The following is a 14,006-nucleotide window of genomic DNA, read 5'->3' as shown; positions in this document are numbered from 1 at the left end:
CCCTCCCGGTGCCGGTGGAATGTCAGCGGACCATCACGCGCGCAGCACCGACACGCCGCGTTGGTGCATGCCCAGGCTGACCGCGTCGGCCACGTTGCGCGACCGGTCGACGTGGGGACAGACGACGAACAGTTCGCCGATGTCGGTGGCCAAGGTGTACTCGTAGAACCCGCCGAGGTACGTGGCCTTGAGCACCCTGGCGGCGAGCCCGTACTGGCCGGCGTCGCCCACCATCCACGCCTCGGGCCGCACGGCCACGAGCGCGCGTCCGGACGGAACGGCATCCGGCGCGCGCCAGCTCAAGGGCCCCAGCTGCACGTCGCCGCCATGGGTCACGTTGGCCGGCAACAGCAGGGCCTCGCCCATGAAGCCGGCCACGAACTCGCTGTTGGGACGTTCGTACAAGTCCGATGGCGAGCCCGCCTGGGCGATCAGGCCGTCGCGCATGACGATGATCTGGTCCGACACCGCCAGCGCTTCGCTCTGGTCGTGCGTCACGTAGGCCACGGTCAGCTGCAGGCGCTGCTGCAACGCGCGGATCTCGTCGCGCATCTGGCGTCGCAGGCGCGCGTCCAGGTTGGACAGCGGCTCGTCGAACAGCAGCACGGCCGGCTCCAGCACGAGGGCGCGCGCCAGCGCCACGCGCTGCTGCTGCCCGCCGGACAGCTCGCCCGGCCAGCGCGCGCCGAAGCCTTTCAACCCCACCGTGTCGAGCGCGGCGTCGACGCGTTCTCTGGTGCGCGCGCGGTCCACGCCGGCCACCTTCAGGCCGTAGGCGACGTTATCGAAAATAGTCATGTGCGGGAACAGCGCGTAGCTCTGGAAGACCAGGCTGACGTTGCGCTCCGCCGCCGACAGCGTGGTCACGTCGACGCCGTCGATCAGGATCTGGCCGCCGCTCGGGCTTTCCAGCCCGGCGATCATGCGCAAGGTCGTGGTCTTGCCGCAGCCTGAGGGACCGAGCAGCGTCGTCAGGGTCCCCTTGGGCACCGTAAAATTGATGCCTTTTACCGCCAGGGCACCGTCCTTGGTGTAGGCCTTGGTGATGTTCTTGAATTCGATTCCGGGCTTCATGATTGCTCCTCGTTGTTGTTCGTTATGAGATCACCGGCGCGGCCTGCACCTTGTCCTGCTGCTGCTCCTGCTGGCGCTTGCGGCGTCCCAGCGAGCGCTCCCCGACCAGCCACTGGATGACCCAGGTGGCGGCGAGCATCATCAGCGTCAGCACCGTGCAATAGGCCAGCGCCACGCCGTACTCGCCGTTGCCGACACGGCCGATGATGAAGGTGGTGGCCAGCTCGTTTTCGGCGCTCACCAGGAAGATCACGGACGATACGGTCGTCATGCCGCGCACGAACGAATACACGAGCGACGTCACCAGCGCCGGCCGCAACAGGGGAAGAATGATGCGGCGCAGGGTGGTCGGTGTGGACGCGCCCAGCATGCTCGATGCCTCGTCGAGGCTCTTGTCGATCTGCTTGAACGCGGCCGTGCCGGCGCGGATGCTGACCGGCAGGTTGCGGAACACGAAACACACCATGATGATCAGGCCGGTGCCGGTCAGCTCGAACGGCGGCACGTTGAAGGCCGTGATGTAGGCGACGCCCAGCACGGTGCCCGGCACCGCGAAGGCCAGCAGCGCGCCGAACTCGAAGATGTTTTGTCCACGGAACTTGACGCGGGACAGCAGGTAGGCGACGAGCAGGCCGAACAGGGCCGTCACGGGCGCCGCCGCGCCGGCCAGGCGCACCGTCGTCAGCAGCGATTGCCACGCCGCCCCGGTCAGCGTGATGCCGCCGTGCCAGTCGATCCCGAACGCGGTGTGGAAATGCTGGAACGTCAGGCTGAAATCACGCCCCCACAGCTTGACGAAACCGCCGGCGAACGCGAACAGGTAGATGATGGCGGTGAAGCCGAGCCATGGCACGGCCACGCCCATGGCGACGCGCCGCACCGGCGCCGGCAGCACGGGCGGGATGCCGTTGTCGCCCTTGCCCGACATGCTGGTATAGCTGCCCTTGCCGAGCGCCTTGCGCTGGAGGACGAAGACGGCGAGCGCGAACCCGCTGAGGATCAGGGCCAGCGACGCGGCGCGGCCCGGATCGATCTGCGCGCCGACGATCGCGAAGAAGATCTCGGTCGACAGCACGGCGAACTGGCCGCCCACGACGATCGGATTGCCGAAGTCGCTCATCGATTCGATGAAGCCGACCAGGAAGGCGTTGGCCAGGCCCGGGCCGAGCAGCGGCAGCGTGATGGTGATGAAGGCGTACATCGGCCGGGCGCGCAGGGTTTGCGCCGCTTCCTCGAGCGTGGGCGCGATGGCTTGCGTGACGCCGCGCATCATCAGGTACGAGATCGGCGTGAACGCGATCATCTGCGCCAGCCACACCCCTTTGGCGCTGTAGAACCAGCGCGAAGGCTCCAAGCCAAACAATTGTTCCAGCGCCTCGTTGACGAGGCCGGCGCGTCCGAACAGCAGGATCAGCCCCAGGCCCACCACGAACGGCGGCGTCACGATGGGAAGGATCGACATCACGCGCACCAGCGGCTTGGCGCGCACCAGCGCGCGCTCGGTCAGCAGCGCCAGCAGGGTGCCGAGGATCGTGGTGCCGGTGGCGGTGGCCAATGCCAGGCCCAGCGTATTCCACGCCACGCCGCAGCTTTGTTCCCCGGTGACGCAGCGCAGGCTCCACACGCGCGCGCTGGACAGGCGCGCCCAGGCCTCGGTCGCGCTGACCTGCCCGGCATCGTCGAACAGGGCGGCGCTCAGTGACTTAAGAACCGGTGCCGCGATGAACAGGATCAGCGCGGCGGCGCACAGGACGACGGCGCCGGCGACGAATTCGTTACCCTGGAAATAGCCGAGGCGGGCCAGTCCGACCCCCAGCAGCACCAGCAGGGACAGCAGCATGATCGTCGCGCCCCAGCCGAATCCGAACTGGCCGACCGGGAGCGCCAGCGCGCCCGCCTGCAGCGAAGGCCACACCCAACCTTGCGGGCCGATCGCGTAGCCGGCGCCGAGCATGCCGGCCAGCCCCACGCCGGCGCTGCCCAGCAATACGAAAGCCTGCGCGCGGCGCGCGCCGAGGAACAGGCCGCCCAGCGCGACGAAGGGCGCGATGAGGGGCAGGAACAGCCACGGACGCTGGAACGCGGCCGCCTGCATCCAGGCGTTGGCCGCGGTGTCGTCGTGGAGAACCGTCCCGAAGTCGCGCAGCCAGTTGAAGTCGTCCGGCACGCCGTACCAGGGCAGCAGCGCGGCAGCCGCGATGGCGAGCAAGGCCCAGCATTCCGGGACACCGCCGAACCAGTTTTTTTGTTTCATGATTGTCTTCCCGTCCCAGGCCGGAGCCTGATGTTGCACGCGGCGCGGTGCCGGCTCGGCACCGCGCCATGGATGGCGCCTCGTTCTAATCGCCGTTGACTTCTTTTTCCCAACGATCGAGCAGGCGCTTGCGCTCGGTCGCCTTGCCGTATTTCTCGAAGTCGTAGCTGATCAGCTTGATGTGGCTGACATCCGGCACGCGCGGATCGACCTTGGCGGCCTTGTTCGACGGCAGCTGGAACTGCTTGGCCGCGGCGCCGAGTTCCTGCGCCTGGGCGGTCAGCGCCCAGTCATAGAAACGCTTGGCGTTGGCCAGGTTGCGCGCGCCCTTGACGATCGACATCGACCCGATTTCGTAGCCGGTCCCTTCGCACGGCGTGACGCTCTTCACCGGGAAACCCTGGATGACTTCGCCCGGCACGTCGTGCACGAAGCTGATCGAAATCGTGTTCTCGCCATGCGACACGTTCTTCAACGGCCCCGTACCGGACCTCGGGTACTGGCTGATGTTCTGGTGCAGCTTCTTGAGGTACTCGAAAGCCTTGTCTTCGCCCGTGAGCTGGACGAGGGTCGCGATCGCCATGTAGGCGGTGCCGGAGGAATTCGGATTGGCCATCTGCACCTCCCCCTTGTACTGCGGCTGGATCAGGTCGGCCCAGCACATCGGGACGGGCAGCTTTTTCTTGGCCATCAGTTCGGTGTTGTAGGCGAAACCGAGGGGACCGGAATAGATGCCGACGGTCCTGTACTTCGCTGCCTTGGCCTGCTCCACAGCCCAGTCGCGCAGCAGGTTGATGTTGGGGGACTGGTAGGCCAGGGTCAGGCCTTTCTCGGCCGCCTGCAGATGCGGGTCGCCGGTGCCGCCGAACCACACGTCGGTCTTCGGATTGGCGCTTTCGGCGGCGATCTGCGCCAGCGCTTCGCCGGCGCCCTTCTGCACCATGTTGACCTTGATGCCGGTGGCGCGCGAGAAGGTCGTTTGCACCAGGCTGCACCATTCGACCTGCACGCCGCAGATCACGTTCAGCGTGCCGCCGGACGCGCTGGCCGGGCCGGCGGCGAGCGCCAGCAGGGGAGCCGCGAGGGCCCCCGCGATAAATCGTTTCATGTTGTCTCCGTTTAAGTATTGCCGGAATGGCTTAGAAGGCGTAGCGCAGGCCGGCACCGATGGCGCGCGACTGCGCGCCGGTGGCGACGCCGACGCCGCCGGAATCGAAGTCGTAACGGCCGCGCGCCTCGTTCTTGACGATGGCGGCGAAGGTTTCGAACATCATCTGTTTGTTGAACACGTACTGGTACGCGATGACGGCATTGCGGGCGCCCGTGTCGTTGCCGTTGCAGGCGCTGCCGTTGCCGTACTCGCAGCGCACGTCGCTGCCCACGCCGAAGCCGCCGTACAGGACATGCTTGCCGAAGGCGTGGCGGGCGGAAATGACGGTGCCATGCTTGCTCAGCAGGCTCTTGGCCGTGCCGGTGGCGTCGGCGTCGGACAGGCGCATGCGGTCGTGGCCCAGCCCGAGGATGGTGCCGTCCGGCAGGGTGTAGCGCATGCCGAAGCGGAAGTCGCGGTCGCGCGTGTTGTGGTCGGTGGTGCCGTTCAGCGTGCCCTTGTCGTTGCGCTGCTCTCCCGACACGCGCAGTTCGAGCGGACCGTGGACGTACTGCAGACCGAGGCTGAAGCTGCCGTCGTTCAGGTGCGGGCTGTTGGCCGTGCCCGTGGCGCTCTTGCCTTCGTTGGTGCTGTAATAGACGCGCGCCGACAGGCCGCCGAAACTGGCCGATTCGAACGCCAGCGTGTTGTCGAAGCGGACGTTGAACTGCGGACCGACGGCCGACTGGCCGCTGGCGCCGGACAGCATGCCCTGGTCGTCCTGCAGGCCCGCGCCCATCGGCGAGAAGTCGGCGGTGCCGCTGTTCCAGCGCGCCGCCGCCGTCATCCGGCCCAGCTTCACGGTACCGACGTTGGCGAACGCGATGCCGACGTAGACGTCCTTCGCGCTGCCGAACATGCCGCCGCTGGTATTGGCGTTGGCATTGTCGACGGAAATGCCGGTGGTGTAGTTGACCAGGCCGGTCATGCCGTCGCCCAGGTCCACCGAGGCGCGGAAGGCCAGCTCGGAACTGACGTTGCTGACCCGGAAGCGGCCTGGCTTGTCCTGGGCCGGCACCGCGGCGTCGACCGCGTCGACGTACTCGAACTGGGCATCACCCACGCCCGAGATCGCCAAGTGCACCGGACCCGCCGCCACGGCCGACTCGGCGTACGCCGCCGACATGCACACCATCGAAACAGCCAAAGCGATACCGCCGATTACCTTCTTCTTCATTTCATCTCCTGTAGGGCGCTCGCATGTGCGCCCATCCCTTGTTATGGAAGCCGGCCGTGCGAACCTTCACACAGCCGGGCCCTGTGCCGATGTGCCCGCCGGGGGGTGGCATGACGCTCGACTTGGGCGCAGTGTATTGAAGCAATTTATGAATTGCGATATTGCAGTGCCGCAAAAACCCGCCAATCTTGCGGCTGGCTTTCAGCCTCCTTTCAACTCGCTTTCAGTAAGTACCTTTTTCCGGCCGGAAAGTTCATTCGCCTTCCATTTTTTCTCGTGCACAAGTAAATTCGCGGATGTAACAGCAGTGTTCGCGGTACTCCGACTACTCAACGACCCGACGATCTATGAAAATCCTGCTTGTGGAAGACGACGCCGACATGTCGAAAGCCCTGGCCCGCGCCCTCGACAAACGCGGTTTCCAGGTCACCACGTGCGCCGACGGCGCCCAAGCCTTCCGCCAGATCCGCGAAGAAACGAACGATCTGGTCATCCTCGACCTGAACATTCCCTCCCTGGACGGCCTGCACATCCTCCAGCGCACCCGCGCCCTGTCGATCGAGGTCCCGGTCATCGTGCTGACGGCGCGCGGCGCGGTCGGCGACCGGGTCGCGGGCCTGAACGCCGGCGCCGACGACTACCTCGCCAAGCCGTTCGACCTGGAAGAGCTGGAGGCGCGCATCCACGCTCAGCTGAGGCGCAAGGGGAACGGGGAAGAGTCGATGCAGAAATGCGGGCGGCTGCGCTTCGAGCGCAGTTCGGGCGCGTTCTACAACGGCGAGGAACCGCTCGAATTCACGCCCCGCGAGCAGGCATTGCTGAAGGCGCTGATCGCCCGCCCGGGCCACGCCGTCAATCGCGAGCGCCTGCTGCAAATGGTGTTTCCCGAAGATGCCAGCGTCCAGGTCGAGGCCATCGAGGTCGTCATCCACCGCCTGCGCAAGAAACTGATGGCGACCAGGACCGAGATCATGACGCTGCGCGGCGTCGGTTACCTGCTGCGTCCCGAGACCGCGCGGCCGGCATGAAGTTCGCGCTGCGCGACCGCTCGCTGCGCCGTTACCTGCTGGCCGGGATCCTGGCGCCGATCGCGCTGTTCATCGTCCTCAATGCCTTCCGCCTGTACGAGCGCGCGCTCGATTCGGCCAACACGGCCTACGACCGCATGCTGGTGACGACTGCCTATTCGATCGGCAACGATCTTGTAATGGAGAACGGTCACCTACGCAACGAAGTGGCCTTCGCCACGCTGGAAGTCTACGAAGCGGGGTTTTCCACCCGGATGATCTACAAGATCAGCGACCGTCACGGCAGGTATGTCGCAGGCGACGAGGACTTGCCGACCTTCCGGAACGACAACGTCCGGTGGCCGAAAGTGCCGACCCTGCTGAAAGTCTATGAAAGCACGTATGGCAGCGCCCCCGTGCGCGTCGCCGCGCTGGCGCAACCGTCGAAACTGCAGCACGGAGAAGACGATCTCATCATCCAGATCGCCGAACCACTGACGTATCGGCGCGAGGTGGTGAGCGGCATCCTGTGGGGCACCGTGCTCGGACAGGCGCTGCTGCTGGCGGTCGCGGCCGCGGTGACGATGGCCGTCGTCGCGCTTGCCCTGCGCCCGCTCGACAGCCTGCGCATGCAACTCGATGCGCGCCACGAAGACGACCTGTCGGCCCTCCACTGCGCGTCCGCGCCGCGCGAACTGCGACCGGTGGTGGCAGCGTTGAATCAATTGATGAGCCGGCTGCACCGCACCGTTGACCTGCAGCAGCATTTCGTGGCGAACGCGTCGCACCAGCTGCGCACGCCGCTGGCCGTCCTGCAGACGCAGCTGCAATCGGGACTGAGCGGCGACATCGAGCCGGAACTGGCACTGCGCGAAATGCGTTCAACGGTCGAGCGCGCCACCAAGCTGGCCAACCAGTTGCTGTCGCTCGCCAGGATCGAGCAATTGCGCGGCAAGCCCACGCGCGAGCGGTGCGACCTGGCGGACGTGGCGCGCGACGTGGCGATCGACCTGTCGCCCCTGATCTCGGACAAGAACCTCGATTTCGAGCTGGACGCCAGCAGCGTCTGGGTCGAGGGGCGCCACTGGATGGCCGCCGAAATGGTGTCGAACCTGCTGCACAACGCGATCCGCCACACGCCGGCCGAGTCCCGCCTCGGCATTCGCGTCGCGCCCCTCGACGGGGGCGCCCTGTTGTGCGTGTGGGATTCCGGTCCCGGCATCGCCGACCAGCAGGAGATGCGCGTGTTCGAACCGTTCGCCGCCGCGCACAACTCGACAGGCGGCGGGCTGGGGCTCGCGATCTGCGCCGAAATCGCCGATTCGATGCACGCCGGGCTGACCTTGTGCAACTGCGGCACGGCGGGCGCGGTCACCGGACTGGAGGCGCGGGTCCGCTTCGCGAGCCGCCTTGCCGACCCGGCCGGCTAGGCGCCGAGGCGCCGTGCCGTCAACCAGGCCGCTGCCATGTCGGCCGTCGCCAGGATCGCATCCATCACGCTGCGTTCGTCGCGCAGCGATCCGATGGGCACCAGGCGCAAGCCGATGTAGCGGCCCTCGTCCGCATCCCAGAGGAATTCCATGTCCTGCCCGTGCGGCGTGCGGTACCCGCCGTCGCCGCACGGCGGCAACATGGCCATGATCGCGAGGTGATTCCCGTCCGGCGCATGCAGGGCGGTACGCGTCAGGATGTCGCCGAACCGGAGCTCGAGCGCGTGGACGTCTCGCTCGTCGTGGCCGGTCAGTTCGATCAGTTCGCGCAGCAGCGCCGTGATCCGCGCCAGCGAACCGTCAAGCGTGCCAGGGGCAGTGCCGGCATCATTTTGCAAGTGTCCCCCTTATGCCGTCTCTCCGCCTTTGCGCGCCAGGCCCCGGATGTGGCCCCAGTCGACGTCGTCGATCAGGTGCCGCGCGGCGGGCCCGCGCGACGTCACCACCCACTGCCCGTCGCTCAACGACGCGCAGGCCGGGTGCCGGTCGGGCTTCCCCGGCGGGTTCTTGTAGAAGAAATGCTGGATGAAGAATAGTTTGTCCATGATGTCCAGTCGTTGGCTGCCTGATCGGCCCTGGGCATATGTGCATGGACACAGGCCAACGGTTCCGCGCCCGGCGCGAAAATCCCGCGCCACCTCATTCATGGACTCCCACTAAATTATTCGCTACGGTGATATCACAGCGCTGTCCGGCCAGCAAGATATTTACCAGGGGAATGCCGAGTATTTGAACTTGAAATTGGATTTATATCTCATCCGTTCCGATAATGTCCGTACAGTCAAACGAAACGAAACGGAGAGAAGAAAATGAACATCGCAAAAAACATGGAAGCCGTCTTTCTTGCAGCCCTGGTCGTGGCAGTGAGCATCTCGAACACCTTCGCCGCCCCCGCCGCACCCCTGCAAGTGGCCGCCCGGCCGGTCGTCCAGGCCGTGCCGACCGCACCGGCCATCACGATCGTCATCGTCGGCAAACGCCTCACGGCCGCGCAGAAGGCCAAGCTGGCGGCCTAAGCAGCCAACAGCCGGCGGCGCAAGAGCGATTCGAGATCGCGGCCCGTATGGCAAACGATGTGGATGTAGAACGCGTCGCCCGCGCGTTCGAAAATGATGCGCTGCTGACCCGCGAGGAGCTCCCGATACTGGTCCAGCTGAAGCTCCTCCAGTTCCCGCACATGGACGCCCTTGGATGGCCAGTCCTTGAGCGATTCGACCTCGTCGCGGATATGTTCGATCACCTTTTTGACGAACGCCGCTGACTGATGCATCTTGAGGTAGGCACGAAGTTCGAGCAGATCATCGCGCGCGGCATGGGTCCAGATGATGTCCATGAAGTCGTTCAGCTTTCCTTGTCTTCTACGTCGAGCCGGGCAAACAGATCATCATGATCGGTCACTTTGCCTTCTTCGATTTGTTTCTGGCCATGGGCAAGGACGCGCAGCATCATGAGTTGATCGTGCATTTTCTGATAGCTCAAGGGATCCTGGATGACGGCCTGGACCTTGCCGTTCACCGTGATCAGCACGGGTTCGCGGGTTTCCTGGACCTGCTTGACCACATCGCTCGTGTTCGTTTTCAGGTAGCTGATGGGCTGGACATTTTCGACAAGGTTCATAGGGCCTCCATGGTCAATGACGGTATCCTACCATGACGCGACCAAATTAAGCACCGAATTTAGCACATCGTCCGTACCGATAAAAAAAACCGCCAGGCTCACGCACTGGCGGTTTTTTGTCTGGCGGGACGCCGCAGCGTCCCACAACCGGCTTACTGCGCCGCTGCCGCGTCGTCCGCAGCCGCTGCCTTCATCGACAGCTTCAGGCGGCCGCGCTCGTCGGTCTCGAGGACCTTCACGCGCACTTGCTGGCCTTCTTTCAGGTAATCGGCCACGGCGTTGACGCGCTCGTTGGCGATCTGCGAGATGTGCAGCAGGCCGTCCTTGCCCGGCATCACTTGCACGATCGCGCCGAAGTCCAGCAGCTTCAGCACGGTGCCGTCGTAGGTCTTGCCCACTTCGACCGATGCCGTCAGCTCTTCGATGCGGCGCTTCGCTTCCTGGCCGGCGGCGGCGTCGACCGAGGCGATGGTCACGATGCCTTCGTCGGTGATGTCGATCTGCGTGCCGGTCTCTTCGGTCAGCGCGCGGATCACTGCGCCGCCCTTGCCGATCACGTCACGGATCTTTTCCGGGTTGATCTTGATGGTGATCAGGCGCGGTGCGAAGTCCGACAGCTCGGTCTTCACGGTCGGCATGGCCTTCTGCATCTCGGCCAGGATGTGGTGACGGCCTTCCTTGGCTTGCGCCAGTGCCACCTGCATGATTTCCTTGGTGATGCCCTGGATCTTGATGTCCATCTGCAGCGCCGTGATGCCGTTGGCGGTGCCGGCGACCTTGAAGTCCATGTCGCCCAGGTGGTCTTCATCGCCCAGGATGTCGGTCAGGACGGCGAACTTGCCGCCTTCCTTGATCAGGCCCATGGCGATGCCGGCCACATGTGCCTTCATCGGCACGCCGGCGTCCATCAGCGCCAGGCAGCCGCCGCAGACGGATGCCATCGACGACGAACCGTTCGATTCGGTGATTTCCGACACCAGGCGGACCGAGTAGCTGAACTCTTCCGGCGCCGGCAGCGCGGCGACCAGCGCGCGCTTGGCCAGGCGGCCGTGGCCGATTTCGCGGCGCTTCGGCGTGCCCACGCGGCCGGTTTCGCCGGTGGCGAACGGGGGCATGTTGTAGTGCATCATGAAGTCGTCGGTGTACTCGCCCATCAGCGCGTCGATCTTCTGGCTGTCGCGGCCCGTGCCCAGCGTCGCGATCACGAGCGCCTGGGTTTCGCCGCGGGTGAACAGGGCGGAACCGTGGGTGCGCGGCAGGACGCTGGTGCGGATCGAGATCGGACGCACGGTGCGGGTGTCGCGGCCGTCGATGCGCGGCTCGCCTTCCAGGATCTGCGAACGCACGACCTTGGCTTCCATGTCGAACAGGATGTTGCCGACTTCAGCCGAGTCGGCTTCGACGCCCTGCCCGGCCAGGCCTGCCATCACTTCGGTCGACAGCGACTTCAGCTTTTGCTGGCGTGCCGACTTTTCGCGGGTCTGGTAGGCGTCGCGGATCTTCGCGTCGGCCAGTTGCGCAACTTGCGCAATGAGAGCTTCATTCTTTGGAGCCGGCGCCCATTCGACTTCCGGCTTGCCGCCTTCTTCGACCAGCGCGTGGATCGCGTCGATCACGGCCTTCATCTGCTCGTGGCCGTAGACGACCGCGCCCAGCATGATTTCCTCGGAGAGCTGCTGCGCTTCGGATTCGACCATCAGCACGGCGTGTTCGGTACCGGCCACGACCAGGTCCATCTGCGACGTCTTGAGCTGGGTGGTGGTCGGGTTCAGGATGTACTGGCCGTTCGAGTAACCGACGCGGGCGGCGCCGATCGGGCCGTTGAACGGGATGCCGGCCACGCACAGGGCGGCCGAGGCGCCGATCATCGACGGGATGTCCGGATCGATTTCCGGATTGACCGACAGGACGTGGATGATTACCTGGACTTCGTTCAGATAGCCTTCCGGGAACAGCGGACGGATCGGACGGTCGATCAGGCGCGACGTCAGCGTCTCCTTCTCCGACGGACGGCCTTCGCGCTTGAAGAAACCGCCCGGGATCTTGCCGGCGGCGTAGCTCTTCTCGATGTAGTCGACGGTCAGCGGGAAGAAATCCTGGCCCGGCTTCGCGTCCTTCCTGGCCACCACGGTCGCGAGGACGACGGTGTCTTCGACCGACACGAGGACGGCGCCACTGGCTTGACGGGCGATCTCGCCGGTCTCGAGGGTGACGGTATGGTCGCCGTACTGGAAGGTTTTCGTAACTTTGTTAAACATGGGTAATCCCTTTCTATTTGCCGACAGATTTTCAGGCGCTGTCGTTCACCTCAACTACATTTTTTTCCTTTGGGCTCAGAGCACGGTGTTCACGGGTGTGCTCTGACCCCGACTGACTTCAAAAACGAAAAATGCCCGCGACAGTAAAACTGACGCAGGCATTTCGAAGCTTGTGCCGTCTGGCGCAATGCTCAGGAACTGCTGATTACTTACGCAGGCCGAGCTTGGAGATCAGGTCGCGGTAACGGTTCAGATCCTTGCGCTTCAGGTAAGCCAGCAGGCTCTTGCGACGGTTGACCATCATGATCAGGCCGCGACGCGAGTGGTGGTCCTTCTGGTGTTGCTTGAAGTGGCCGTTCAGATCGTTGATGCGGGCGGTCAGCAGTGCAACCTGGACTTCCGGCGAACCGGTGTCTTTGTCGCCGCGTGCGTTGTCCGCGATGATCGCGGCCTTGTTGATGTTTTCTACGGTCATGATGTTGCCTTTCACATGCGGTGCAAGAGTCGGAACCCAGCGCACCGTGAATTGATAAAAAACCTGGCCGGAAGGCCAAGACCGGGAAGTATAGGTGAAAACGCCGCCAGGAGCCAGTGTTTCGTCGTCTTCCGTTAAAATCCCCGGGTTGGCGTTGCCGTTCCGGCACGCCCGATGACGCGACCATACCATGAACAATCCGACCAAGAACGTTGCCGCCGCCCTCGCACTCGCCCTCTCCCTGTCCGCCTGCGCGACCTTCAGCCGCACGCCGCCCGCCGGCACCCCGCTGGCCGAAGTGACCGCGAAACTGGGCAAGCCGGATGCCGTGTATCCGGATCCCGCCGGCGGCCAGGTGCTGGAATACCGCGGCCAGCCGATGAGCCAGTACCAGCACATGGCGCGCATCGGCGCCGACGGCCGGCTGGTCTCGTACGACCAGGTGCTGACGAGCGAAAACTTCGCGAAGGTGCAGCCCGGCCGCTGGATGAAGGACGACATCCTGCGCAACTTCGGCCGCCCGGCCGAGGTCGGGCACGCGCGCGCGACCGGCTTCGAAGTCTGGTCGTACCGCTACAAGCAGGACGGGGTCTGGGATTCGTTCATGAACATCTATTTCAACGGCCGGGGCGAAGTGCACCACATGGACAACACCCCCGATCCGCTCCTCGACGACCGCTCGAAAGGCGTCTGACCGCCAACGGAGGATTGCGATGACCACCCGATTCCATTCGACGCTGCGGCCGGCCGGCGCGGCGCTCGCCGCCGCGCTGGCCCTGTCGGCCTGCACGACGGTGTTCCGCCAGCCGCCGCCCGCGGGCGCGCCGCTGGCGACAGTCACGGCGCAGCTGGGCCAGCCGAACGCCGCCTACCCGTTGCCGGACGGCGGGCAGATGCTCGAATACCGCGGCCAGCCGATGGGCCAGTTCCAGTACATGGCGCACATCGGCCCGGACGGCCGCCTCGTCTCGTACGACCAGGTGCTCACCAGCGAGAATTTCGCGCAGGTCAAGGTCGACCACTGGACCCGTGACGACATCCTGCGCCACTTCGGCCGCCCCGCCGAAGTCTCGCGCGTGTATGCGCACAACTACGAAGTCTGGTCCTACCGCTACAAGGAAGCCGGCGTGTGGAATTCGATGATGAACGTCCACTTCGACGAACAGGGCGTCGTGCGCCAGATGCTCAATGGGCCGGACCCGATGTACGACGACCGCTTCCACCGCCGCTGACGGCGCGCGACAATGTGTGAGAATGGCGCGCCCGGCGCTGGCTATACTGGGACGCCATGATCGCCACCGCCCCCGCCCTCCTTCCGCCGCGCGACCGCCGCCCTGCCGGCATCGCCGCCACGGTCCTCGTGCACGCCGTCCTGATCCTGGGCTGGCAGGCGACGCGCCATGTGCCGGCCGTCGCGCCCGAGCCGCCGCGCACGACCATCCAGTGGATACGCCTCCCGGCGCCCGCCGCGCCCAGGCCGCGCCGCGCGGACGAGCGCGCGGCG

General features: G+C 65.3%; 16 protein-coding genes. 6 read left to right on the top strand and 10 right to left on the bottom strand.

The window, feature by feature from the left end:
• Window positions 1–33: 33 nt before the first annotated feature.
• The 4 genes from ASC93_RS12875 to ASC93_RS12860 all read right to left on the bottom strand — a co-directional run bounded on the left by ASC93_RS12875 (window position 34) and on the right by ASC93_RS12860 (window position 5,655).
• Window positions 34–1,074 carry an ABC transporter ATP-binding protein gene (locus ASC93_RS12875; protein WP_056442228.1) on the bottom strand — a complete coding sequence of 347 codons (1,041 nt, stop codon included), beginning with the start codon at window positions 1,072–1,074 and terminating at the stop codon, window positions 34–36.
• Window positions 1,075–1,096: 22 nt separating this feature from the next.
• Entirely contained in the window at window positions 1,097–3,328 is a 2,232-nt protein-coding gene (locus ASC93_RS12870; protein ID WP_056442226.1) for an iron ABC transporter permease, read from the bottom strand.
• 85 nt (window positions 3,329–3,413) lie between these two features.
• Complete coding sequence (locus ASC93_RS12865) at window positions 3,414–4,436, bottom strand: ABC transporter substrate-binding protein (protein ID WP_056442223.1); 1,023 nt, start codon at window positions 4,434–4,436, stop codon at window positions 3,414–3,416.
• Between the two features lie 31 nt (window positions 4,437–4,467).
• On the bottom strand, window positions 4,468–5,655 hold the full coding sequence (locus tag ASC93_RS12860; protein WP_056442220.1) for a porin: 1,188 nt from the start codon (window positions 5,653–5,655) through the stop codon (window positions 4,468–4,470).
• A 347-nt stretch (window positions 5,656–6,002) separates the two neighbouring features.
• Between ASC93_RS12860 and ASC93_RS12855 the strand changes: the two genes are divergently transcribed.
• Window positions 6,003–6,683 carry a response regulator transcription factor gene (locus tag ASC93_RS12855; RefSeq protein ID WP_056442218.1) on the top strand — a complete coding sequence of 227 codons (681 nt, stop codon included), beginning with the start codon at window positions 6,003–6,005 and terminating at the stop codon, window positions 6,681–6,683.
• Window positions 6,680–8,092: a sensor histidine kinase gene (locus ASC93_RS12850; RefSeq protein WP_056442213.1), complete on the top strand. Its 1,413-nt coding sequence runs from the start codon at window positions 6,680–6,682 to the stop codon at window positions 8,090–8,092. Before ASC93_RS12855 ends, ASC93_RS12850 begins: the two co-directional genes overlap by 4 nt.
• Here ASC93_RS12850 and ASC93_RS12845 read toward each other — a convergent pair.
• Both ASC93_RS12845 and ASC93_RS12840 read right to left on the bottom strand, forming a co-directional pair.
• Window positions 8,089–8,490, bottom strand: a complete 402-nt coding sequence (locus tag ASC93_RS12845) for a hypothetical protein (protein WP_056442210.1) — start codon at window positions 8,488–8,490, stop codon at window positions 8,089–8,091. The genes ASC93_RS12850 and ASC93_RS12845 overlap by 4 nt on opposite strands.
• 9 nt (window positions 8,491–8,499) lie before the next feature.
• Window positions 8,500–8,697 (bottom strand): hypothetical protein, encoded by a 198-nt coding sequence (locus ASC93_RS12840; protein ID WP_056442206.1) that lies wholly within the window; start codon window positions 8,695–8,697, stop codon window positions 8,500–8,502.
• 264 nt (window positions 8,698–8,961) lie between these two features.
• Between ASC93_RS12840 and ASC93_RS12835 the strand changes: the two genes are divergently transcribed.
• Window positions 8,962–9,168, top strand: a complete 207-nt coding sequence (locus tag ASC93_RS12835; protein WP_056442202.1) for a hypothetical protein — start codon at window positions 8,962–8,964, stop codon at window positions 9,166–9,168.
• On the opposite strand, the gene ASC93_RS12830 is transcribed toward ASC93_RS12835, so the two are convergent.
• The 4 genes from ASC93_RS12830 to rpsO all read right to left on the bottom strand — a co-directional run bounded on the left by ASC93_RS12830 (window position 9,165) and on the right by rpsO (window position 12,502).
• Window positions 9,165–9,485: a type II toxin-antitoxin system RelE/ParE family toxin gene (locus tag ASC93_RS12830; RefSeq protein ID WP_056442199.1), complete on the bottom strand. Its 321-nt coding sequence runs from the start codon at window positions 9,483–9,485 to the stop codon at window positions 9,165–9,167. The genes ASC93_RS12835 and ASC93_RS12830 overlap by 4 nt on opposite strands.
• Before the next feature lie 8 nt (window positions 9,486–9,493).
• Window positions 9,494–9,769 carry a type II toxin-antitoxin system Phd/YefM family antitoxin gene (locus ASC93_RS12825; protein WP_056442196.1) on the bottom strand — a complete coding sequence of 92 codons (276 nt, stop codon included), beginning with the start codon at window positions 9,767–9,769 and terminating at the stop codon, window positions 9,494–9,496.
• A 152-nt stretch (window positions 9,770–9,921) separates the two neighbouring features.
• A complete protein-coding gene (gene pnp, locus ASC93_RS12820; RefSeq protein WP_056442194.1) occupies window positions 9,922–12,027 on the bottom strand; it encodes a polyribonucleotide nucleotidyltransferase in 2,106 nt (701 codons plus the stop codon).
• A 205-nt stretch (window positions 12,028–12,232) separates the two neighbouring features.
• Window positions 12,233–12,502 carry a 30S ribosomal protein S15 gene (rpsO, locus tag ASC93_RS12815; protein WP_056442303.1) on the bottom strand — a complete coding sequence of 90 codons (270 nt, stop codon included), beginning with the start codon at window positions 12,500–12,502 and terminating at the stop codon, window positions 12,233–12,235.
• 190 nt (window positions 12,503–12,692) lie between these two features.
• Here rpsO and ASC93_RS12810 point away from each other — a divergent pair, with 190 nt between their 5' ends.
• The 3 genes from ASC93_RS12810 to ASC93_RS31420 all read left to right on the top strand — a co-directional run.
• Window positions 12,693–13,196, top strand: a complete 504-nt coding sequence (locus ASC93_RS12810; protein WP_056442191.1) for a hypothetical protein — start codon at window positions 12,693–12,695, stop codon at window positions 13,194–13,196.
• 19 nt (window positions 13,197–13,215) lie between these two features.
• Complete coding sequence (locus ASC93_RS12805; protein WP_056442188.1) at window positions 13,216–13,734, top strand: outer membrane protein assembly factor BamE; 519 nt, start codon at window positions 13,216–13,218, stop codon at window positions 13,732–13,734.
• A gap of 56 nt (window positions 13,735–13,790) precedes the next feature.
• Window positions 13,791–14,006, top strand: a 216-nt coding sequence (locus ASC93_RS31420; protein ID WP_200958317.1) for a hypothetical protein, incomplete at its 3' end; no start/stop codon positions are given.

This window comes from Massilia sp. Root335 (assembly GCF_001425685.1).
Classification (GTDB): Bacteria; Pseudomonadota; Gammaproteobacteria; order Burkholderiales; family Burkholderiaceae_D; genus Telluria; species Telluria luteola.
The sequence above is the reverse complement of the archived record's forward strand: the minus strand, read 5'-3'. Positions and strand labels throughout refer to the sequence as shown.